We start from the raw sequence: 16,856 nt of genomic DNA, 5'->3' as shown, positions 1-16,856 counted from the left end.
ACCAGACAGGTTGCAGGCCGATAGTCAGGCTGGGTTAGGTCGCTGGGACCAGGTATTTCACCGGCGTCGGGAACGGGTAGGCGCCGGGCGCGGCATCGAACGGCTGGACGAGTACCCGCGCCGGGTCGCCCTGGTAGTCGAGTTCCACGATCTCGAACACCGATACGCCGCCTTCGACCAGATACACCCGGTCACCCTCATTCCATGACACGGCATCGATTATGGCCGGTCGCGTGCGACCTGCGGCTCATCGGATGCGGCCCCATCGGGGCCGGGCTCGACTCGATCCACCACAGAGTTCACCTCCCCCCGAACTTCGAACACCGTGGCCACGCGTGGCGCATAGGTGTCGCCGGTATCGACGGCAGTGACCTCCACCAACGCCTTGGTGAGGACGGGCGGGACATCGCCACCGAGGTGGTCGAGGGACGGCACGTAGACCGCTTCGGCCCGAACGCGGAGGACGGTGTCGTGCAGCTGCGCGACCGGGTCGCCGGACCGCCCCGATACTGCGACGGTCTTGGCGAGGTCGTAGCCGTGCCGTTTGGCCATGCTGCGCAGCTGTGTTTCGTCCCATGCCTGCCGGGTGCCGGAAAGGTCGGTGCGCAGGAACCCGACCGCGATGGGGCGGCTCATGCGTTCACCGTCATGAGTTCGCGGTACATGGGTTGCCGCATCACGGCTCGCCCGATCGCGGTGGCCCGCCATTCCATCGGGCAGGTGCCGCGCGTGCGGCGGGACTGGCGGACACCGCCCCAGTAGTGGTGTCGGGTGAGGCTGGTGCGGACCGTGGACTCCGACAGACCGGTGGCCGTCCGTAGCTCCGCCACGCTCAGCGCTTCACTGTCGGCGAGGCGGGCGAGCGCGGCCAGCACCATTGCGTCGGGCTCGGAAAGTGCCATCGATTTCCCCTGTGTGAGTGTCGTTTTGGGTGGCACCCGACGCCGCGGATTGTGTGCCATGATGAGGGGCGTATGGCCTGGTCACCCGGCGTCGGGGCTTGTGTCCCAACCCTTCCCGGCCGCCGGGTGACATCAGGTGACATCAAGGGGACAGTTGGGGGACGTTCCACTGACCGAGCAGGGGTGCAGATGGCTACCGTGGCGGCATGGACGAAGCAGGACTGCGTAGCGCTCCGCGACGCATACCGATGGAGCCAGCAGGACCTGGCGGCGCGTATCGGTGTCGTGGTCCGCACGGTGAAACGGTGGGAGGCCGGCGACAAGATCGGTCGGAAAGCTGCCGCCGATCTGGATACCGCGCTGGCGCAAGCACCGCCGGAGGTGGCCGAACGGTTCCACCAGCTCCGCGGGGGCAGCGACGTGGATAGGCGACAGCTGCTCAAAGCGGCCCCGGTCGCGGCCGGTCTGGTCACCCTCGGCCTGCAACCCGGTGACCTTTTCCCCGGCGGGCCCGGCCGCCCGGACGCGGCAGCGGTGCATGTGATCCGGTCGACGCTTCACTCGGCGATGCAGCTGGACGACATGCTCGGCTCACCTGCCGCCCAGGGCATGGTGGTGGCGCAGACCTCGGTCACCGAGGCAATGCTGCGTGACTGCACCGCTGCGATCCGGCCCCAGGTACTCGCGCTGCACGCGGAGTGGATGGGGTTCGCTGGTTGCCTGGCGTGGGATGCCGGCGAGTACGAGGCGGCTGCGCGCTTGTATATGCAGGCCCGGGACATGGCCCATGACGCGGAGGACTCCGACCTGGGCGCCTACATGCTGACTCACCTCGCGCAGCTGGCGATCTGGCAGGACCGTCCACGGGTGGCTATGGACTACGCGGTGGCCGCCCAGGCGTGGGCACGCGACAGCCGGGACCAGCCGCTGCGCGCGTATGTGGCGATGCGGATGGCGGAGGCGGCGGCGATGGCCGGACAGAAACGCGCCTGCCTGGACGCGTTGGCGGCGGCCGAGGTGGAAATCGACGGGGTGGAACCCTCGCACCCGTCCACCTCACGCGCTTACTTCGTGGGGTCGGGGATGCTGGAGTCCTACAAGGGCGGCTGCCTCACCCTCATCGGCGAACCCGCCGAAGCTGTCGCGGCGTCGCGGCGGTCGCTGACGATGATGGACCCCACCTACACCCGCGACCGCGCCATCTCGCTGCTCGAACTGGAGCGCGGGTTGATCCAGCTCGGCGAAATCGAGGAGGCTGCCGCCGCAGTCGGCGAAGCGGTGGAACTCACGGCACAGAATCGGTCGCCGCGGCTGTTGGGTGCGATCCGGGACGGGCGTCGGGACCTGTCGCCGTGGGCGGGGTCGCGGCCGGTCCGGGAGCTGGACGTCCAGCTGGCCGACCGCGATATCCTCGCGGTGTGACTTTCCCCGTCGACCCGCGTGAGCCGCTGATCATGAAGCGGATAGCGAAGGCGCGCGCCGCGTTCGACGGGTCGAAACCCACCTACATCGGTGGAGGACGGCGGTCAGACCCCACCAGGGCGTTCCGCCGCGCACAGAATGAGCTGCACGCGGCGGAACAGGCGCGGAATCGGCTGCTGGTCGAGCTGGTCGGCGATGCTGATGCGGTTCCGCTGGCTCTGGCGAAGCGATTGGGGCTGACCGGGCGCGAGGCTGTGCATGTAGTCGAGACGGCCCGGTCAGGGACGCAGCTGATGCGCGATCACGTATTCGGGTCGGCCTCGGATGATTGATCAGCAGACCGACCGTTGATCCAGTCGGCCCATATGCGGTCGGCGTCCGGGTCGGGTGGGGCCTGGTCGGCGGGGACGGTGGGTGGCTCGTAGCGGGGGATGGGGTCGAGGCGAATGGGTTCCATGTCTACTCGGACGCGCGCGGCCCGAGTTCGGTTCCATCCATGACCGCGCGGTTCAGCGACGTTCGCGGCGCCGGCCGGAGCCGACCAGGCCACGCCACCATGCCGCCCTGCGCACATCCAGCGGCCACACCAGCGCCGCCGTAATCACCAGGAACGCCAGAGTGCCGGCCGCAAGCCGCGGGTAGGTGTCTTCCAGCCGCCGCCATTCGCGCATATCGCGCACCTCCGGCAAGGCCTCCCGCATCGAGTCGATGTTGGTGGCGACGGTGAGCGCGAAACCGACCACGTAGACGATCAGCAGGTACTGCCACCAGTCGAGCGCGGTTGCCCATTCCCAGATGGCGTGCACGGTTCTCCTGTCAGGTTGGGGTGGGTTGGGTCAATACTGCCGCAGCTTCCCGAATCCGTGCCGCCAACAGCATCAGTCGGTCCGGGGTGAGGTAGGTGCGGCGTATCGCGGTGCGGTCGAGTTCGGCGGCGACGGTGTCCAGCAGGCGGGCCGCGTGGTCATGGGCAGACATAGCCGAGACTTACCAGCACCCACCGACAGAAACGTCGCCACCGCACACCGGGTGCGATGGCGACGCTCTGGCCGGAGGTCTACCAGACGCGGAAGCCGTGATGTTCGGCGGCGGCCCTCAGGAACGGGATCGTGTCACCGATCGGGCCATTGCCGAAGTCGTCCACGTCGGGACGCCCGGCCTTTTCCCAAGCGTCCAGGGCTTCCTGGCATTCCTCCTTGGTCACCCACCAGCCATCGTTGGAGTCGCACAGCTTATCGGCGGTGATTCCGCGCGTGCTGCCGCGCCGGTCCTTCAGGTAAGGGAACAGGATTGCCGTGTAGTCGGAGTGCTCGTAGTCCCAATCCTGTGCGGCTTCGGCCTTCTCGTACGCCTCCAGCGTGTGGGCGGGCTTCTCGGGGAAGGGGTCCCGCTTGTAGCCGGGCGCGCTCCACTCGGCCATGCCCAGCTCCACCAGCTTGTCGGCCTGTGTGCCGCCGCCCCAGATGTTGCGCCGCCAGTAGCAGTCGGTTTCGCGATTTCCGACGTTGTTGCCGTTTTCGTCCACGACTTGCATGTCGTATCCCATGGTTTCCGGTTCCTTCCGGGTTGTGACGCCAATGCGTCGAACGGGGCCCGGCGGCGGTTGTCGCCGGGCCGTAGGAGGGTTCACTGGTCGAGGGCTTCGCGGGCCTCGGCCGCCCGCAGCATCGCCTGCGCGTGCCGGAGCTTCGGTTCCAGCGCGACATACCGCCGCAGCCGGGCGTCTTCGCGCTGCTGGATATGGGCCGTGCGCTTCGGGCCGAGCGCGACACCGCCAGCGGCGGCCCGGTCGGTGATCAGCGGCTCGGCGAGTGCGGCCCGCTCGGCTTCGAGGCGCGCGACCTCCGTCCGCCAGTAGGAGGCGGGCCGGTAGTAGCGGGGGCGGCGTACTGGCTTCGGGGCCGGTTCGGGTGGGGCGAGGATGGCGGGGTCTACAAGGTCCTCGTCGCCGTCCTGGATGAACCAGGTCAGCAGCGGCGGGAACTTCGGCCGGACGCCCGAGCGCGAGGCCAACCACTGGTCGGCGCGCTGTTGCAGCAGCGCCATGTATTCGTCGCCGGACAGACGGCGGGCGGTGTCGGACACGGGAACCCCTTTCCGGGTCGAGAGGGCCGGGGCACGGTGCCCCGGCCGGGCCGGGTGGGGTCAGGCGGCGGCCGGGACCGCGACCAGGTGGGCCGTCCGGGCGTAGGCGGCCAGGCCCGCGCGGATGACGGGTTCGTCGGCGGTGTAGGCGGCGACCTGGCGGGGCCGGTCGTGGACGACCTTCCACACCGTTACGGGTTCGCGGCCGTCGTAGGCGTCCATGTAGGCGGCCTTGATCTTCTTGCCCGCGTGGGAGGCGTAGCGGCGGACCGTGTCGGCGTCGGCGCCGAGGTCGGCCATGACCTGGGAGACGGTGACGAACTCGCCGCGCTCCATGAGGGCGGTCATGTGGAAGCCGTTGAGTGCGCGGAGGGCAAGGGTGAGGCGGGCGGCCTGGGCGGTGGCGATGCGGGCGCGGATGACGCGGGCGGTGGCGATGCGGGCGGCGCGGGTGCGGGAGTAGGTGGTGGTGATCATGGCGGTCCGGTCCTTCCGGGGGGTGGCGCCTGGTGCGCCGTACACCACCAATCATAGCCGCATATGTGGCTATGGTCAATCCCGGCGGGACAACACACCCACCAGATACGACGCGGCCGGCCACAACCCGAACCCGAACCACCACGGCAGGCCGGCGACCAGCGCGGCCGGGAACGCGAACACCAACGCCACCCACCAACCCAAGCACCACGGGCAGTAGGCGAGATAGCTGACCATCGAGCCATCACCGAATCGTTCGGTGATGGCCACACGCACCGGTTCGCCGATCTTGTCGGTGGTGACGATGCGGGTCAGGCGCGCCACGGTGAGCACGTAGACGGTGAGGGTGAGAACCGCGGTGAAGGTGTCAGACATGGCGCGGACGGTAGGGAACGGGGGTGCAGACGACGACGGCCCCGACCAGCGAGGTCGGGGCCGGAATGGTCGGCTACTCCTCGTCGGCCTGACTTGCCACCATGCCCTGGTACATCGCCAGGAGCAGGCGGCGGTCCCTGGCCGACAGGACGGTGTCGGCGAGGATGGCGCTCCCGAGATCGCATAGGCCCGGTAGGCGAATGCCCATGCTCGCCATGGCTGCGCGGGCGATCTCGCTCGCGGGAACGTCGAGGCCCGCGGCCAGTATGCGGATGGTGGACTCGGTCAACGTGACGACCGGCGAGAGGCAGATCCGAGACAGGTTCTGTCGGGTCGTCGGATACCCGGCGCGCCCGGCCCGCTCCGCTATGTCGGCGTAGCTCCACTTATTGCGGGCGCGGACGTCCTCGATGAGCTCGGCCAGCGGATGCGCTGCGGGCATCAGTTCCGCCCCCAGCGTGCCTGTTCGATCAGGGCCACGTATTCGGCGACCGTCAGCACCACCGCGACCGGCGCGCCATCGGTACCGGTGACGACGGTTTCGCGGCCGGTGCGCAGCGCGGCGAACAGCTCGGCGGCCGTCTCGCCGGGCGTACCCGTGAGCGGGGTGTCGGTGAACCGGAACGCCGACAGCGGGACCGTGAGACGCCCGTATGGCAGTCGCGGCCGCTCCAGGGTGAAGCACCGGGTGTCCGGGTCGTATCCGGTGACGGTGTACACCGCGCCGTGCAGGTGTCGGATAGCGCCGTGGTAGGTGACCTGGTGGCCGATAGCGGCGGCGAACAGGTCGGGGTGGTCGAGTCGGCAGTGGTCGCGGCTGTCGGTGTTGTGCATAGTGATTCCGGTCCTTCCGGGAGGGTGACGCCTGGTTGCGTCGGTCAGTGAGTGGCGAGGGTCGCGGCGGCGATGGTGTGGAGGCGTTCGGCGATGCGCTGCAACACGGGCAGCGTCATCGGGTGCGCCGGGTCGGCCGGGACTGGTCCAGCGTCGCGGGCGTCGATGCGGGCGAGGGGCCGCCACACGGCCGGGTCTGTCTCGGTGGCGCGCTGGTAGACGCCGATGGTGTATTCCGATTCGGCGGGGGTGTGGGTGTCGACGTAGAGGGTGATGCGCGCGATACCGGCGGCGGTCGCGATCAGCTGGGTGGCGAGGTAGCCGTGTGGGGTGCGCATGGTGTGATCGATGCGGGGGAAGGCTCGCATGGTGTCCGGTCCAATCCGGGAGGGTGACGCCTGATGCGTCGTACAGGTGGGGAAGCCCCGCCCTGGTGGGGGCGGGGCGTGGCTGGTTATTCGGCGAGCAGGTCGATGGTGGTTTCGGCCCACTCGCGGGCAGCATCGAAGTCCGCGAACCCGGTGGCGGCGGCGACCTTCTCGTCGGCGTGCTCGGGGATCAGCACTACCGACACGCTCGCGGTGATCGCGCCATCGCGGTCGCGCTTCACCTCACCGATGTGGCCGCCGGTCAGGAAGATGTGGCGTTCGTCGCCAGCGTTCCAGCTGGAGGAAACCCACGCGTCGCGGGTGATGATGTGGGGCATGTCCGGTACCTCCCGGATCGGTGGCGCCTGCTGCGCCGTACACCCCAAATCATACCCCCATATAGGGTTATGGTCAACGGCCGGTGAGCCCGTCCGGGAACTGACCCCAACCACCGGGGTCCGGCGACACCACCGCCAACCCGCCACCAGAAAGCACGTCATACGCGATCGTCGCGGCCGCTACCCGGTCCGGTTGGTGCTGGCCTTCCTGCCAACGGATTGCGTGAGCCTCCAACGTCGCCAACCGATGCCCCACCACCCGACACCGACCCACCGAGGTCGCATTCCGTAGGCCCGTGGACCGCACCAACCCATTCCCGGTCGCCTTCCACGGCGTCACCAGAAACGGCCGATCCGCCGGCACCGCGACACCCTCCACCGTCCCGCCGGCAGCCTCCGCCACCAGGTCGGTGTAGGCGCGCTTCAACAGCGCCTCATACGTCGTCGGCGCGCTGTACGCCTCGAACACCACCTCCGACGCTCCAGTGGCGAGAGCGAGGAGGCAGGCGCGGCGCGGCCACTGCGCAGACGACAGCTGACCCGACTCGTCATCGGTCAGGACCACCGTGCCGTCACCCGCCAAACCTGCGGCCACGATGCCGGCCTCATCGCCCTTGCCGGTTTCGGCGGGGTCGATCGCGACCACCCGCCGATAGAGCGGCGGTGCGGCGGCGAGCCGGTGGTCATCGAACCAGGCTTGCGAGAACAGGCCGCCGCCTATCGGGGTGGGGGAACCCTGGAACAGGGCGTACCAGACGCGTTCGCCGTGCTCGGCGCGTTTCTCGTCCCAATCGCGGTGACCGCGCGCCGATTCCAACCACTCGCCCGGCGCCCGGCCCAACGCGTCCGGTAGGCCTTGTTCGGCGACGGCGGGGATGTTCACCAGCTGCCAGCGGCGGCGGCCGGGGGGTCGTTTGGCGTCCTGCGCGAGCAACCACCCGGTGAGGTCTTCTTCGCTCCATCGGGTGTTGATGATGATCACCGACGCGCCCGGCGCGAGACGGGTCGCGATGTTGGCTTGATACCCCTCGATCACGCGACGCCGTTCGGTCGGGGAGTCCGCGGCCTGCATACCCTTCAACGGGTCGTCAATGATCACCAGGTCGGCGGCGCGGCCGGTGATGGTGCCGCCGATACCGACACCGATCATGCCGCCGCGGTGGCCCTTGATGGACCAGGACCCGGCCGCGCTGTTGTCGGCCGCGAGGGACAGGCCCAGCCGGTCCGGTAGTGGGAGCCCGGTCAGGGGGTCGCGGGCGTCGCTGCCGTACTGGGCGATCAGGTTGCGTGCCTGACGCGATGAGCGGACCGCGAGTTCTTCGGAGTACGACACGTACAGGATGCGGGTGTCCGGGTTGCGTTGCAGCGCCCGGATACCCGCGTGGACCGCCGTATGGGTTTTGCCCTCCTGCGGGGGCATGGTCACGATCTTGCGGTCATCAGGCGTGGTGCACGCGACCTCGAACGTGTCGGCCACCACCCGGATCGCGGGGGTAATCCGGTAGGACGGGTCGAGCAACGCGGCCAGCTCGGCGGGGTTCGCGCACGCGTTGAGCGCGGCACGCCGAGTGATGGCCTGCCGTGCGTGCGCCACGAACGCCGCCCGCTGCGCCGGTGGTAGCTTCGCGGCCCGCTCCCACACATCCGTCATCGCCGTGCCACAACCTCCCGCGCCACGCTCACCCCGGACCACACCGCCACACCCAACCCCAGCAGGATGCCGATGGGCGCCGGCCCGGTCAGGCTCACCAGCGTCAGGCCCACGCCCAACACGATGAGCACCACATCGATGATCAGCCGATAGGTCTTCACGCGTCCGCTCCCATCGACCGCGGGTCGTCTTCGGGGAACACCGGCTCAATGCTCGGGTCGCGGCGCATCGCTTCCGACACCACCCGCAACGTCCACCCAGGAAACGGGTTGTCCGGCAGGGTGACACCACGCCACACGCGCACCAGGCGCCGGCCGTCCGGGCCGGGTTCGGCGGATTCGAGTACGGCTTCCACGTCCGCGTCGAATTCGGCGTACAGGTGGTCGAGTTCGGCCCAGATGCCGGGCGGGATCGGGATTTTGCCGGACTCCCAGCGGGCTTCGTTGGCGCGGTTGACGTTCAGTTTGGCGGCCATCTCTTCGCGGTCGAGTCCCAGGTATGCGCGTGCGACGCGGAGTCGTGCGGCCCGGCCGTGTTCTGCCACCATGTGTAGGTCTCCCTCGGTCTGCGTCCCCGCCCACCGGGGATGCGCGACCCCATGGTGGCACGCGGTGGTGTGCCGCCATGGGGTGAGGGAGCGCCGAAGCATGGTCACCGGTCTCGGCATCTGTCGTATCCGCACCAGTCTCGGGTGTGGGCGAACGTGTACGGGCAGCCGTCCTCGTCTGCTGGTTCGTCGGCCGATGCGGCATTTCGCTGCGCGGCTTGGATGTCGCCGCCGGGGTCGAGGGCGACCAGGATTCGGGTCGACCAGCAGGCGGGGCAATCTTCCTCGCCGAAGCAGCCGGGCCGGTGTTCGTAGTAGCTGCCGTCCTCGCGGGTCAGCAGGGTGTCTACGCGGGCGAGGCGCGCGCGGGCGGCCAGCAGCTCGGCCGCCATCGCTTGCACGACCTCCGAGGGCAGCAGCCCGACGTCGGCATCGGCATCGTGTGCCCACTCGCGGAGTTCGGCGTCGGTGATCGGGCTCTGTGGCATCGGGTGGCTCCTGAATGTCGTAGGGCCGCCCACCCGGTGCGGGGTGGGCGGCCGGGACGGGGTGGGTTAGGCGGCGACCTGGGCCGGGGTGGCGGCGTAGCGCAGCCACCAGTAGGAGACGTTCACGGTGATGCCGTGGTGGTGGTCGGTGTCGTTGTCGTCCTGGATCCCGGCCAGCTGCTCGGCGGCGATGTCGGCGGCGATGATCACGCTGGTGGGGACGTGGCCGCGCTCGTCGTGGTCCCAGGTGGCGTACTCGATCTCGAAGGCGGCGGGCTCGCCGGTGACTTCGCAGTACGCGGTGGCCCAGTGGTCGGCCTGGTTGACGTCGATGGCGACGCGGGTGTCGGCGGGCAGGCCGAGGAATTCGCGCACGTAGTCGCGGGCGGCGGCGTCGGTGGGGAAGTACATGTCCGGTTCCTTCCGGTGGTGGGCGCCTGGTGCGCCGTACACGAACCAATATACCGACATAAGCGGGTATGGTCAAGTGGTGGGCAAAAGAAGCCGGGCCGGGCGGCATCTCCTGCCACCCGGCCCGGTTGTGGTTCACGCCGCGATCAGCTCCAGCGGGAACGGCGCGACCGGCAGCCGGTACGCCGCCGTCTCGGGCAACATCTCCGGCACGTCACCCCAATCGACCCCGATCCGGTAGGCGTGATCCGCGACCTCCTTGCTGGCACCAGCGTCGAGCGCGGCCTCAAACGCGTCCTCGATGAGGCGGCCGCCGATGCCGCCGTTGCCGTCTTCGTAGGCGGCGCGGTCCTGCGCGGCCAGGGTGATCAGCTTCTCCAGCGCGCGAGCGACGCGGGCGATGTCGGCGGCGGTGGTGATGTGCATATCCGGTTCCTTCCGGAGGGGTGGCGCCTGGTGCGCCGTACAACAACCAGAATACCTACATATGTCGTGGTGGTCAAGCGGTGTGGCCCGCCCCGCCGGCGCGGCCGTCGATGGAACTTGGACTACCCCGCACCCGTCGCATACGGTCCCCGCCATGGAATCGTCAGACTGGATCGCCATCGCGGCCGCCATCATCGCGGCACTCGCCGCCGGCATCGCCTTGTGGCAAACCCGAATAGCTCGCCGCGCGCTCATGGAATCCCGGCGCTCGGCAGCCGCTGGTGAGCGCTCCGCGACCGCAGCGGAGGACTCGGCCGCCCACGCGCGGCGCAGCGCCGACGCCGCCGAGGAATCCAACCGGCTCGCCGCACGGGCCGTCGAACTCGCCGAACCGCCCAAGGTCGCCTGGGTGATCGAACACCGGCGGGGCTCACAGTTTGAGCTTCGGCATATCGGCACCGAGCGGGCGACCGGCGTCCGGATCGATTCGGAGCGAGCCGGTGAGATACACCGACAACTACCGGACGGCGTGACCATCGAGCCCGGCGAGGCGCACACGTTCGTAATCGCGCGCGTGGCGCAGCCTCAGCTGTACGTGCGTTGGGACGGCCAGGATGAATGGGTCTCGGTACCGCTGCCGCTCCGGCCGCGGACGTCCTGATGACGGTCACCGGGCCGCTGGGTGCAGGGGGGATTACGGCCCGGTGACCTATCCCCGCCGCCCGGCTGTGCAGCGGCGGGGAATCCTTCAGGGGGTTACGCGGTCGCCTGGTGGGGGAGCGCCAGGCCCCGCGCTTCCAGCTCGCGCCGCGTCAGGCACGCGATCCGATGCAACGCCATCCCGAACGGGACGGTCGCCACATGCGTCTCCCGCCAATCGGACTCGACGGTCGCGGTGATCGCCACCGACCCCCTCAGTATCTCGGCGGTCGCCGCTGAGACTGCCTGCCACGGCTGAAACCCTTCCGGGCGCTTGGGCAGGCGCGGCAGGTCCGGCAGTAGCATCCGGGTCCGCAGATGCTCCGGCACCGGCCGCCAGTCGAACAACTCCGGCCGCGTCCCCTTGTCGGTGTCGACGGCGATGGCGGTGGCCTGCTCGCGGGACGGGGCCGGGATGTAGATGTACGGGTTGGATGCGGGGATGACGGCCCAGTCCCACATGCTGTTGGTGCGGTGGTGGGCGATCTGCGCGAGCCTGTTGTTCACAGGGTCACCGCCTGCGGGTTCGACGCGATGATGCCCATGACCACGACGGCGGCCATGATCGCGGCGACGGCGACGATCCAGAACCACAGGCTCAGGCGTGCACGGATGCGCGCGCGGGCGATGGTGTAGCGGGTGATGTGGGGGACATGCACATGCATGGTGAACCGGTCCTATCCGGTGAGGGGCGCCTGGTGCGCCGTACACCACACATCATACCCCTATATGTCGCCATGGTCAACGCGAAACGTGCTGCCCCGGCGGCGATCTGCGCCCACGCGACGCTCGCATCCACCCGCGCACCGGGCGAAACGCGGCGGTCACATCGGGGAGCCAAAAGCACACGAGCGCCACCAACGAGAACAGCGCAAGCAGCTCTTCCAGCGCCGGCATTCCCACATCCATCCACTGCACGCCTGTGGCGGCGAGCGACAGCACGGCAGCCAGGTAGAGCGCGGCCACCCTCAACCGCACCTGGCGTGTCACCGCCCGCCCCCTGCCTCCGCGAGCAACCGATCCCGCGTCCGGCGCAGACTGAAAACCACCACGCTCTCCGCGATACCGAACAGGCACGCTGTCACCACGACCCGCGCCCAGTATCGACCGTTTGCCTTCCGGCTGCTATCACCCATCCGGGCCGTTCCTTCCACTCGGTGGGCCGATGTTCTCGGCCCGAAAATCTGATGCCTTCTCCCAGGTCAGCCACCGCCGGCCAACCCATGTAGCTACCTATTCGCCGGTGTCGGTATCGGGGTCGACCACCTCGGCGTCAATGGCCGGCGCCTGCCCCGTCATCAGGGCATCCAGCTCGGCTTTCAGCGCTTCCAGCTCGCCCGGCGACGAACCGATCTGCACGGTCACGTCCGGTGCGTCCAGGCCGTACAGCTTCGACAGCCGCGCGAGCGCCTTGTCGGCCGCGGTCAGGCCCTTGATCAGGTCGTCGGTGTCGCCGGTATGCCCGGCCCGCAGTACCAGCGAATACGCCTTGACCCACAGGGCTTCCGCGCGCGCGATGAGCTTCGGCCGGATCACCTCGGTGGCCTCGGTCGCGGCCCGCCGGAACACCGCGTGCACCGCCGCCCTGGCACCCGATTCGCTGGCGTAGCCCTCGTGCTCGGCGATCTCGGTATACGACAGGCCCTGGACGGCGAGGTCGGCGCAGCGTTGCTGTTTCGCGATCACCTCCGGGTCCGGGGACGCTGACCCCTTGGAGGGGCCGCGGCGTTTCTTCGCGCCTGGCTTGCGGGGGGTGGTCATTCCGCACCCTCGCTGTACGCAGCGAGTTCGGTCTGTGCTGCTGCTTGTGCGTCACGGAGGGCGCGTTGTGCGTCGCGTGCGTCGGCTTGTGCGGCGGCGACGGCTGCTTGTGCGTCGGCTACCCGCTGCTCTGGGGTCGGTGTGGGTGCGGGGACGGTCGCGGTGTCCTCGTCCTCGTCGTTGGGGGCGGGGTAGGTGTCGGGGAAGATGATGTGCGCCGCCCACCGATAGAACTCCGCGTGGCCTTCGGGGGTGTCGTCGCAGAGGCGGAGCCATTCACGCAGGTCGTAGAACTTGCCGCCGTCTTCGCGCCATCGGTCGGCGCGTTGGCGTTCGGTGTCGACGTCCAGGCGGGCTATCACCAGCTCGGATGCGAGGAGCGCGACCTGTTCCCGGTCGGAGAGGCCGGGGGCAGGTGTGACCGCTCCGGCGTCGTTGGCCTTCTGCGCTGCCGTCTTCGGTGGTCGCGCGTGGAGGGTGATGGGGTGTCGGTACGGGTGGGGGAATGCTGGCCGGCCGCATGTGGTGCATCGGCTGGTGGTGTTGTGGCTGCCCATGGGCGGGGAAGGTAGGCCGGTGGGGTGCAACCGGCTGGAGCGGTTTGACAGGGCCGCGAGAATCGATGCGCTGGGGGATCGTGATGGGAGATGTCATTGCCACTGCCAGATGACAAACACGTCGACGTCGATTTCGAGTACGACGTCACGGACGCGAGTGTGGTCGAGGAGAAGGCGCGCGAGCTATTGGGTGAAGGCATGCATGTGACCGGTGTGGATGGCTACCGGGAGTATGAGGATCGGCCCGGCGGGTACTTCCGGGTCTGGTACCGCCCCTGGTGATGCGGATACAGCTACGGCCACCCGTGGGAGCGGGTGGCCGTAGGGTCTGACCGGAGAGAGTTGCGACGCTCATGTACCGGACTCCACCACCGAGCCATGTCAGCTCATCGTTGGCGAAACCTATTCTACCCCAGGTCAGCTGGGTTATTCTGTGATGTTGGCCCCGCGACGCTACGCCTGTCGCGGGGCCAACGCTGTTGTGCGGGGAGGGCCCGTCGATGGCACATGGTCTTTGTTGGGCGGCAGGTCTAATGTCGAGTGGTGCTGCTGGCATACATTGATGAAACCTATCGCCGCGGTGAGGAATTCTGGATCTCCGCGCTGGTCTGCCCAGGGGATTCGATTCCCGCGATCAGTGCAGGTCTGGACGCTGTCGTGGCTGATGCGGTCAAGAAGTTCGGTGTACCCGAGGACGCCGAGCTGCATGGCTACGAACTCGCTGATGGGTCTGGCCACTGGGCGCCGATGAAGGAGAAGCTGCGTGCCCGGATCGGCGTGTACGAAGACACGATCGAGGTGATTCGGTCCGCGCCGGACCTGGCATGGTTCCGGGGTGCGCTGATGGAGAACCGGGTGAACTGGGGCGACCAGAATGACCCGCATGATTGGGCGTTGAAGTTCTTGCTGGAGCTGATCAATGCGCGTGCCAGCGAATCGAATCAGTACGCGCTGTGCATCTGCGATGACGTGCAGAACCGGGACGTGTACCGAAAGAAGTTGCAGCACTACCGAACCTACGGGACCGGCGGGTGGCAACCGTCGAAGCTTGAGCGGATCGCGGACACGCTGCACTTCGCGCCGTCGTGCCACAGTCGCATGGTGCAGGCCGTCGACATGGCTACGTACGTCCTGAATAAGCAGCGGTTCCCGCCGCAGAATGAGAAGAGCCGTGCTGTCTATGAGCGGTTCTGGGATTCGCTGGCGCCGATTCGCAGTCGAGGCGCGCAACGCTTCTGGCCGTTCTGACCTGGGCCTAGATGCACGACGACCCCGCTCGCTGGCGGGGTCGAAGGCCGGTGGGAATCCTCCAGTGAGGATGTCCTACGAGTAGGGTAGCCCATGTTCGGCGTGACTAGGGTCACATTTGCGTACCTGTGGTGAGCCTCGCAGCGCGGTCGTTATCGGCGGGGTTCGAGGATGGCGGCGATTCGGTCGGAGACCGTGGCCCACCACTGTTTCGGCTGCTTCGTGGGTGGGCGTTGGCCGTGCGGTGGGTAGAGGCCGCGTCGGCGGCCCTTCTCCAGCTGCCAGTCCACCAGTTCGTCTATCTCGTCGCGGGGTTCTGTCACTGCCCTGTCCCGGTGGCGAGTTCGTCGGCGAGGCTCGACAAAGCCGCTGCGGCGGCGGATACCTCGAGAAGCTTGTCAGCGGGGAGGCGTTGGAGGCTTTCGCAGGCTTTGGGCAGGTCGCCGCGCATAACCCAACCCATCGCGGCCTGGACCGTGAGCGTGTGGCCCGTGTTGATGGCAGCATTGCGCAGGTTTTCCATGGCCTGGTTGAGGCGTTCAGGATCGAACTCGGGTTGGTGGCTCATCGGTGGTCTCCGCAGTTGTGCTCGGTGCAGTTGTCGTGGTGGGCGAGCATCATTGTCCGGATGTCGTTGGGGTCCAGGGGCGGCCCGTCGTGCAGCACTTCGGCGCAGTTGTCGCAGGCGACGCGGGTTCCGGTCCTGGTCGTGACGGCGGTGAATTCGAGCTTGCCGGACTCCGGGGGTTGGGGCAGGTGGGGGATGGATAGCCCGGCGATGATCAGGACGATGAGGCCGGTGACGGCGTACCGCCATTCGCCGGTCCACAGCCAGGCGAGCAGGCCGGCGAGGAGTGCGAGGGTGGCGAAGGTGCGGAGGATGCTGGTCATTATGGGGTTCCTGGGTTGGTGGGGTGGGCGGCGGCGCGGTGGGCGGGATCGGTGCGGGCGCAGGCCCATCCACGGGCGGGCACGAGGACGCATTCATCGACAGGGATGACCACGCGTATCGGTTTGGTGGGCGGGATGATGCCGCCGTAGCTGTAGGGCTGTTCGTGCGTCGACTCGGCGAACTCGCGGAGCAGCTGGAGGCTGCGACGGTTCCGGCGGTGCGCGCCGCGGTCCTTCATGCGCGGGAAGTACCAGGGGCGGCGGGGCAGCTGGCCTCTGCTCATGATCGCGTGGTGTCCTTCGTTTCGAGGTGGGCGAACCTGATTTCGCCGCGCCCTTGGGCACCGGTCTGCTGTGCGCGGGCGAGGGAGTTGAGGAACGGGGTGCGCGTGGTTGTGTTCATGCGGTGCCTCCGGCAGTGATCGCGGCGGTGATTGCCTGCGCTTCCCACTGGGCAACGCCCTGGCTGATGCGGTCCCGCACCCACGACAGCGGCACCGGGGCCAGGTCGTGGGCATCCACACCGACGTGCAGCTGGCGACCGCGCTGCTTGATCGGTGAGTGGGTGTGCCCGTGCAGCAGCCACTGCCCGGTGTCCGGGAACCGGTATTCGGGGTATCGGGGGATGTCGGTGTGGTCGCCCTCGAACGGGAAGTGCGACAACAGGACCCGGTGGCCGTCGAGCTTGCGGACCGCCGACTGCTGCACCGACTCGAACACCTCGAGGTAGGCGCGCTGGTATTTGTGCGCCGTCGAGTGCATCGGGTGGCAAGGGTCGTGGTTGCCGGGGATCAGGTGCTTGATGCCCGGCCGGGCCGCGACCCATTCCAGCGCCGCCGGTGCGCCCTTGCGGCCGAGGGAGATATCGCCAAGGACCCACACCTGATCGCCGGGGCGGACGGCGGCGTCCCATCGGTCCGCGATGGCGCGGTCGTGGTACTCGGTGGAGGTGAATCCCCGGTGCGCGGCGATGTTGATGTGGCCGAGGTGCAGATCGGCCGTGAACCAGATATCGGTCATCGGGCACCCTGCCCCGGTTTCGGCGCCGGCGGGGTGGGCGGTGGCGGCGGGAGCTCCCCGCTGTCTGCGGTGGGTTCGTTGTTTTCAGGGATGACGGTGATGCTGTGGGCGAGCAGGGTGATGGTCACCTTTCGCAGCTTGTGGCCCAGGCCGCCGATGGACGGGCCGTCGCTGGTGATCTGCCACGGGAACGGTTTCCCGTCCACGAGCAGGGTGCGTTCGGCCAGGTTGACGGTGACCTGCTGGGCGGGAACCGGGTTCACCACGTCCACACTTCGATGGGGGTTTCGTAGATGGTGGGGATGGGTTGTTCGAGGGTGCCGATGGGGTGGCACAGCAGGTACGTGATGAGGGTG

Annotated in this window: 36 protein-coding genes; 5 read left to right on the top strand and 31 right to left on the bottom strand. The window is 68.4% G+C overall.

Annotation, left to right across the window (positions count from 1 at the left end):
- Positions 1–34 precede the first annotated feature (34 nt).
- The 3 genes from AC5W7N_RS29285 to AC5W7N_RS29275 are packed head-to-tail and all read right to left on the bottom strand — an operon-like array spanning position 35 to position 902.
- On the bottom strand, positions 35–211 hold the full coding sequence (locus AC5W7N_RS29285) for a hypothetical protein (RefSeq protein ID WP_495922849.1): 177 nt from the start codon (positions 209–211) through the stop codon (positions 35–37).
- Positions 212–219: 8 nt separating this feature from the next.
- Positions 220–636 carry a hypothetical protein gene (locus tag AC5W7N_RS29280; protein WP_495922848.1) on the bottom strand — a complete coding sequence of 139 codons (417 nt, stop codon included), beginning with the start codon at positions 634–636 and terminating at the stop codon, positions 220–222.
- The gene (locus AC5W7N_RS29275; RefSeq protein ID WP_495922847.1) at positions 633–902 is read right to left on the bottom strand and encodes a hypothetical protein; all 270 of its coding nucleotides are present in this window, start codon (positions 900–902) and stop codon (positions 633–635) included. The genes AC5W7N_RS29280 and AC5W7N_RS29275 overlap by 4 nt, the downstream gene beginning before the upstream one ends.
- A gap of 189 nt (positions 903–1,091) precedes the next feature.
- Between AC5W7N_RS29275 and AC5W7N_RS29270 the strand changes: the two genes are divergently transcribed.
- Both AC5W7N_RS29270 and AC5W7N_RS29265 read left to right on the top strand, forming a co-directional pair.
- Positions 1,092–2,324: a helix-turn-helix domain-containing protein gene (locus AC5W7N_RS29270; protein ID WP_495922845.1), complete on the top strand. Its 1,233-nt coding sequence runs from the start codon at positions 1,092–1,094 to the stop codon at positions 2,322–2,324.
- Entirely contained in the window at positions 2,321–2,656 is a 336-nt protein-coding gene (locus AC5W7N_RS29265; RefSeq protein WP_495922843.1) for a hypothetical protein, read from the top strand. The genes AC5W7N_RS29270 and AC5W7N_RS29265 overlap by 4 nt, the downstream gene beginning before the upstream one ends.
- 177 nt (positions 2,657–2,833) lie before the next feature.
- Here the strand turns inward: AC5W7N_RS29265 and AC5W7N_RS29260 are convergent, their stop codons facing one another.
- From AC5W7N_RS29260 to AC5W7N_RS29185, 16 genes are all read right to left on the bottom strand, one after another.
- Positions 2,834–3,130 (bottom strand): hypothetical protein, encoded by a 297-nt coding sequence (locus AC5W7N_RS29260; RefSeq protein ID WP_495922841.1) that lies wholly within the window; start codon positions 3,128–3,130, stop codon positions 2,834–2,836.
- A 10-nt stretch (positions 3,131–3,140) separates the two neighbouring features.
- Complete coding sequence (locus tag AC5W7N_RS29255) at positions 3,141–3,302, bottom strand: hypothetical protein (protein WP_495922839.1); 162 nt, start codon at positions 3,300–3,302, stop codon at positions 3,141–3,143.
- A 79-nt stretch (positions 3,303–3,381) separates the two neighbouring features.
- Positions 3,382–3,870 carry a hypothetical protein gene (locus AC5W7N_RS29250; protein WP_495922837.1) on the bottom strand — a complete coding sequence of 163 codons (489 nt, stop codon included), beginning with the start codon at positions 3,868–3,870 and terminating at the stop codon, positions 3,382–3,384.
- An 80-nt stretch (positions 3,871–3,950) separates the two neighbouring features.
- Positions 3,951–4,409 (bottom strand): hypothetical protein, encoded by a 459-nt coding sequence (locus AC5W7N_RS29245; RefSeq protein ID WP_495922836.1) that lies wholly within the window; start codon positions 4,407–4,409, stop codon positions 3,951–3,953.
- A gap of 60 nt (positions 4,410–4,469) precedes the next feature.
- Entirely contained in the window at positions 4,470–4,886 is a 417-nt protein-coding gene (locus AC5W7N_RS29240) for a hypothetical protein (RefSeq protein WP_495922834.1), read from the bottom strand.
- A 75-nt stretch (positions 4,887–4,961) separates the two neighbouring features.
- Positions 4,962–5,261, bottom strand: coding sequence for a hypothetical protein (locus tag AC5W7N_RS29235; protein ID WP_495922832.1), 300 nt, complete (start codon positions 5,259–5,261; stop codon positions 4,962–4,964).
- 73 nt (positions 5,262–5,334) lie between these two features.
- Entirely contained in the window at positions 5,335–5,703 is a 369-nt protein-coding gene (locus AC5W7N_RS29230; RefSeq protein WP_495922831.1) for a hypothetical protein, read from the bottom strand.
- A complete protein-coding gene (locus AC5W7N_RS29225; RefSeq protein WP_495922830.1) occupies positions 5,703–6,095 on the bottom strand; it encodes a hypothetical protein in 393 nt (130 codons plus the stop codon). The genes AC5W7N_RS29230 and AC5W7N_RS29225 overlap by 1 nt, the downstream gene beginning before the upstream one ends.
- Before the next feature lie 44 nt (positions 6,096–6,139).
- Positions 6,140–6,463 (bottom strand): hypothetical protein, encoded by a 324-nt coding sequence (locus tag AC5W7N_RS29220; RefSeq protein ID WP_495922829.1) that lies wholly within the window; start codon positions 6,461–6,463, stop codon positions 6,140–6,142.
- Between the two features lie 86 nt (positions 6,464–6,549).
- The gene (locus AC5W7N_RS29215; protein WP_495922828.1) at positions 6,550–6,801 is read right to left on the bottom strand and encodes a hypothetical protein; all 252 of its coding nucleotides are present in this window, start codon (positions 6,799–6,801) and stop codon (positions 6,550–6,552) included.
- Positions 6,802–6,874: 73 nt separating this feature from the next.
- Positions 6,875–8,452, bottom strand: a complete 1,578-nt coding sequence (locus tag AC5W7N_RS29210; protein WP_495922826.1) for a terminase large subunit domain-containing protein — start codon at positions 8,450–8,452, stop codon at positions 6,875–6,877.
- On the bottom strand, positions 8,449–8,613 hold the full coding sequence (locus AC5W7N_RS29205; protein ID WP_495922824.1) for a hypothetical protein: 165 nt from the start codon (positions 8,611–8,613) through the stop codon (positions 8,449–8,451). Before AC5W7N_RS29205 ends, AC5W7N_RS29210 begins: the two co-directional genes overlap by 4 nt.
- On the bottom strand, positions 8,610–8,999 hold the full coding sequence (locus AC5W7N_RS29200) for a helix-turn-helix domain-containing protein (RefSeq protein WP_495922822.1): 390 nt from the start codon (positions 8,997–8,999) through the stop codon (positions 8,610–8,612). The genes AC5W7N_RS29205 and AC5W7N_RS29200 overlap by 4 nt, the downstream gene beginning before the upstream one ends.
- 104 nt (positions 9,000–9,103) lie before the next feature.
- Positions 9,104–9,487, bottom strand: coding sequence for a hypothetical protein (locus AC5W7N_RS29195; protein WP_495922820.1), 384 nt, complete (start codon positions 9,485–9,487; stop codon positions 9,104–9,106).
- Between the two features lie 66 nt (positions 9,488–9,553).
- Entirely contained in the window at positions 9,554–9,898 is a 345-nt protein-coding gene (locus AC5W7N_RS29190; protein WP_495922819.1) for a hypothetical protein, read from the bottom strand.
- Positions 9,899–10,033: 135 nt separating this feature from the next.
- Complete coding sequence (locus AC5W7N_RS29185; RefSeq protein WP_495922817.1) at positions 10,034–10,324, bottom strand: hypothetical protein; 291 nt, start codon at positions 10,322–10,324, stop codon at positions 10,034–10,036.
- 154 nt (positions 10,325–10,478) lie between these two features.
- Here AC5W7N_RS29185 and AC5W7N_RS29180 point away from each other — a divergent pair, with 154 nt between their 5' ends.
- Entirely contained in the window at positions 10,479–10,985 is a 507-nt protein-coding gene (locus tag AC5W7N_RS29180) for a hypothetical protein (RefSeq protein WP_495922816.1), read from the top strand.
- A gap of 95 nt (positions 10,986–11,080) precedes the next feature.
- Here AC5W7N_RS29180 and AC5W7N_RS29175 read toward each other — a convergent pair whose 3' ends face one another.
- The 5 genes from AC5W7N_RS29175 to AC5W7N_RS29155 form a co-directional block, all read right to left on the bottom strand.
- Entirely contained in the window at positions 11,081–11,530 is a 450-nt protein-coding gene (locus tag AC5W7N_RS29175; RefSeq protein WP_495922814.1) for a hypothetical protein, read from the bottom strand.
- Positions 11,527–11,688 carry a hypothetical protein gene (locus tag AC5W7N_RS29170; RefSeq protein WP_195019130.1) on the bottom strand — a complete coding sequence of 54 codons (162 nt, stop codon included), beginning with the start codon at positions 11,686–11,688 and terminating at the stop codon, positions 11,527–11,529. Before AC5W7N_RS29170 ends, AC5W7N_RS29175 begins: the two co-directional genes overlap by 4 nt.
- A gap of 76 nt (positions 11,689–11,764) precedes the next feature.
- Entirely contained in the window at positions 11,765–11,989 is a 225-nt protein-coding gene (locus AC5W7N_RS29165; RefSeq protein ID WP_495922812.1) for a hypothetical protein, read from the bottom strand.
- 267 nt (positions 11,990–12,256) lie between these two features.
- A complete protein-coding gene (locus AC5W7N_RS29160) occupies positions 12,257–12,784 on the bottom strand; it encodes a hypothetical protein (protein ID WP_495922811.1) in 528 nt (175 codons plus the stop codon).
- Positions 12,781–13,341, bottom strand: a complete 561-nt coding sequence (locus AC5W7N_RS29155; RefSeq protein ID WP_495922809.1) for a hypothetical protein — start codon at positions 13,339–13,341, stop codon at positions 12,781–12,783. The genes AC5W7N_RS29160 and AC5W7N_RS29155 overlap by 4 nt, the downstream gene beginning before the upstream one ends.
- Positions 13,342–13,431: 90 nt before the next feature.
- On the opposite strand from AC5W7N_RS29155, the gene AC5W7N_RS29150 reads away from it, so the two are divergent.
- Both AC5W7N_RS29150 and AC5W7N_RS29145 read left to right on the top strand, forming a co-directional pair.
- A complete protein-coding gene (locus tag AC5W7N_RS29150; protein ID WP_495922808.1) occupies positions 13,432–13,623 on the top strand; it encodes a hypothetical protein in 192 nt (63 codons plus the stop codon).
- 261 nt (positions 13,624–13,884) lie between these two features.
- The gene (locus AC5W7N_RS29145; protein ID WP_495922807.1) at positions 13,885–14,589 is read left to right on the top strand and encodes a DUF3800 domain-containing protein; all 705 of its coding nucleotides are present in this window, start codon (positions 13,885–13,887) and stop codon (positions 14,587–14,589) included.
- A 152-nt stretch (positions 14,590–14,741) separates the two neighbouring features.
- Here AC5W7N_RS29145 and AC5W7N_RS29140 read toward each other — a convergent pair whose 3' ends face one another.
- Genes AC5W7N_RS29140 through AC5W7N_RS29110 form a run of 7 tightly spaced genes read right to left on the bottom strand, consistent with a single transcriptional unit; the run spans position 14,742 to position 16,766 of the window.
- The gene (locus tag AC5W7N_RS29140) at positions 14,742–14,912 is read right to left on the bottom strand and encodes a hypothetical protein (protein ID WP_495922806.1); all 171 of its coding nucleotides are present in this window, start codon (positions 14,910–14,912) and stop codon (positions 14,742–14,744) included.
- Positions 14,909–15,157, bottom strand: coding sequence for a hypothetical protein (locus AC5W7N_RS29135; protein WP_495922805.1), 249 nt, complete (start codon positions 15,155–15,157; stop codon positions 14,909–14,911). The genes AC5W7N_RS29140 and AC5W7N_RS29135 overlap by 4 nt, the downstream gene beginning before the upstream one ends.
- Positions 15,154–15,480 carry a hypothetical protein gene (locus AC5W7N_RS29130; RefSeq protein WP_495922804.1) on the bottom strand — a complete coding sequence of 109 codons (327 nt, stop codon included), beginning with the start codon at positions 15,478–15,480 and terminating at the stop codon, positions 15,154–15,156. The genes AC5W7N_RS29135 and AC5W7N_RS29130 overlap by 4 nt, the downstream gene beginning before the upstream one ends.
- On the bottom strand, positions 15,480–15,764 hold the full coding sequence (locus tag AC5W7N_RS29125) for a hypothetical protein (RefSeq protein WP_495922802.1): 285 nt from the start codon (positions 15,762–15,764) through the stop codon (positions 15,480–15,482). Before AC5W7N_RS29125 ends, AC5W7N_RS29130 begins: the two co-directional genes overlap by 1 nt.
- Complete coding sequence (locus AC5W7N_RS29120; RefSeq protein ID WP_495922800.1) at positions 15,761–15,883, bottom strand: hypothetical protein; 123 nt, start codon at positions 15,881–15,883, stop codon at positions 15,761–15,763. Before AC5W7N_RS29120 ends, AC5W7N_RS29125 begins: the two co-directional genes overlap by 4 nt.
- Positions 15,880–16,500: a metallophosphoesterase family protein gene (locus AC5W7N_RS29115; RefSeq protein WP_495922798.1), complete on the bottom strand. Its 621-nt coding sequence runs from the start codon at positions 16,498–16,500 to the stop codon at positions 15,880–15,882. The genes AC5W7N_RS29120 and AC5W7N_RS29115 overlap by 4 nt, the downstream gene beginning before the upstream one ends.
- Positions 16,497–16,766, bottom strand: coding sequence for a hypothetical protein (locus AC5W7N_RS29110; RefSeq protein ID WP_495922796.1), 270 nt, complete (start codon positions 16,764–16,766; stop codon positions 16,497–16,499). Before AC5W7N_RS29110 ends, AC5W7N_RS29115 begins: the two co-directional genes overlap by 4 nt.
- Between the last annotated feature and the right edge of the window lie 90 nt (positions 16,767–16,856).

The organism is Nocardia sp. CDC519, from assembly GCF_059509835.1.
Note: the sequence above shows the minus strand (reverse complement) of the source record. Positions and strands in the feature narration are given on the sequence as shown.

Bases quoted from the DNA above. Each gene is read 5' to 3' on its own strand.
- AC5W7N_RS29280 (WP_495922848.1), bottom strand. From the start codon at position 636: ATGAGCCGCCCCATCGCGGTCGGGTTCCTGCGCACCGACCTTTCCGGC.
- AC5W7N_RS29275 (WP_495922847.1), bottom strand. From the start codon at position 902: ATGGCACTTTCCGAGCCCGACGCAATGGTGCTGGCCGCGCTCGCCCGC.
- AC5W7N_RS29270 (WP_495922845.1), top strand. From the start codon at position 1,092: ATGGCTACCGTGGCGGCATGGACGAAGCAGGACTGCGTAGCGCTCCGC.
- AC5W7N_RS29255 (WP_495922839.1), bottom strand. From the start codon at position 3,302: ATGTCTGCCCATGACCACGCGGCCCGCCTGCTGGACACCGTCGCCGCC.
- AC5W7N_RS29250 (WP_495922837.1), bottom strand. From the start codon at position 3,870: ATGGGATACGACATGCAAGTCGTGGACGAAAACGGCAACAACGTCGGA.
- AC5W7N_RS29240 (WP_495922834.1), bottom strand. From the start codon at position 4,886: ATGATCACCACCACCTACTCCCGCACCCGCGCCGCCCGCATCGCCACC.
- AC5W7N_RS29235 (WP_495922832.1), bottom strand. From the start codon at position 5,261: ATGTCTGACACCTTCACCGCGGTTCTCACCCTCACCGTCTACGTGCTC.
- AC5W7N_RS29230 (WP_495922831.1), bottom strand. From the start codon at position 5,703: ATGCCCGCAGCGCATCCGCTGGCCGAGCTCATCGAGGACGTCCGCGCC.
- AC5W7N_RS29225 (WP_495922830.1), bottom strand. From the start codon at position 6,095: ATGCACAACACCGACAGCCGCGACCACTGCCGACTCGACCACCCCGAC.
- AC5W7N_RS29220 (WP_495922829.1), bottom strand. From the start codon at position 6,463: ATGCGAGCCTTCCCCCGCATCGATCACACCATGCGCACCCCACACGGC.
- AC5W7N_RS29215 (WP_495922828.1), bottom strand. From the start codon at position 6,801: ATGCCCCACATCATCACCCGCGACGCGTGGGTTTCCTCCAGCTGGAAC.
- AC5W7N_RS29210 (WP_495922826.1), bottom strand. From the start codon at position 8,452: ATGACGGATGTGTGGGAGCGGGCCGCGAAGCTACCACCGGCGCAGCGG.
- AC5W7N_RS29200 (WP_495922822.1), bottom strand. From the start codon at position 8,999: ATGGTGGCAGAACACGGCCGGGCCGCACGACTCCGCGTCGCACGCGCA.
- AC5W7N_RS29195 (WP_495922820.1), bottom strand. From the start codon at position 9,487: ATGCCACAGAGCCCGATCACCGACGCCGAACTCCGCGAGTGGGCACAC.
- AC5W7N_RS29190 (WP_495922819.1), bottom strand. From the start codon at position 9,898: ATGTACTTCCCCACCGACGCCGCCGCCCGCGACTACGTGCGCGAATTC.
- AC5W7N_RS29185 (WP_495922817.1), bottom strand. From the start codon at position 10,324: ATGCACATCACCACCGCCGCCGACATCGCCCGCGTCGCTCGCGCGCTG.
- AC5W7N_RS29180 (WP_495922816.1), top strand. From the start codon at position 10,479: ATGGAATCGTCAGACTGGATCGCCATCGCGGCCGCCATCATCGCGGCA.
- AC5W7N_RS29170 (WP_195019130.1), bottom strand. From the start codon at position 11,688: ATGCATGTGCATGTCCCCCACATCACCCGCTACACCATCGCCCGCGCG.
- AC5W7N_RS29160 (WP_495922811.1), bottom strand. From the start codon at position 12,784: ATGACCACCCCCCGCAAGCCAGGCGCGAAGAAACGCCGCGGCCCCTCC.
- AC5W7N_RS29155 (WP_495922809.1), bottom strand. From the start codon at position 13,341: ATGGGCAGCCACAACACCACCAGCCGATGCACCACATGCGGCCGGCCA.
- AC5W7N_RS29150 (WP_495922808.1), top strand. From the start codon at position 13,432: ATGTCATTGCCACTGCCAGATGACAAACACGTCGACGTCGATTTCGAG.
- AC5W7N_RS29135 (WP_495922805.1), bottom strand. From the start codon at position 15,157: ATGAGCCACCAACCCGAGTTCGATCCTGAACGCCTCAACCAGGCCATG.
- AC5W7N_RS29130 (WP_495922804.1), bottom strand. From the start codon at position 15,480: ATGACCAGCATCCTCCGCACCTTCGCCACCCTCGCACTCCTCGCCGGC.
- AC5W7N_RS29125 (WP_495922802.1), bottom strand. From the start codon at position 15,764: ATGAGCAGAGGCCAGCTGCCCCGCCGCCCCTGGTACTTCCCGCGCATG.
- AC5W7N_RS29120 (WP_495922800.1), bottom strand. From the start codon at position 15,883: ATGAACACAACCACGCGCACCCCGTTCCTCAACTCCCTCGCCCGCGCA.
- AC5W7N_RS29115 (WP_495922798.1), bottom strand. From the start codon at position 16,500: ATGACCGATATCTGGTTCACGGCCGATCTGCACCTCGGCCACATCAAC.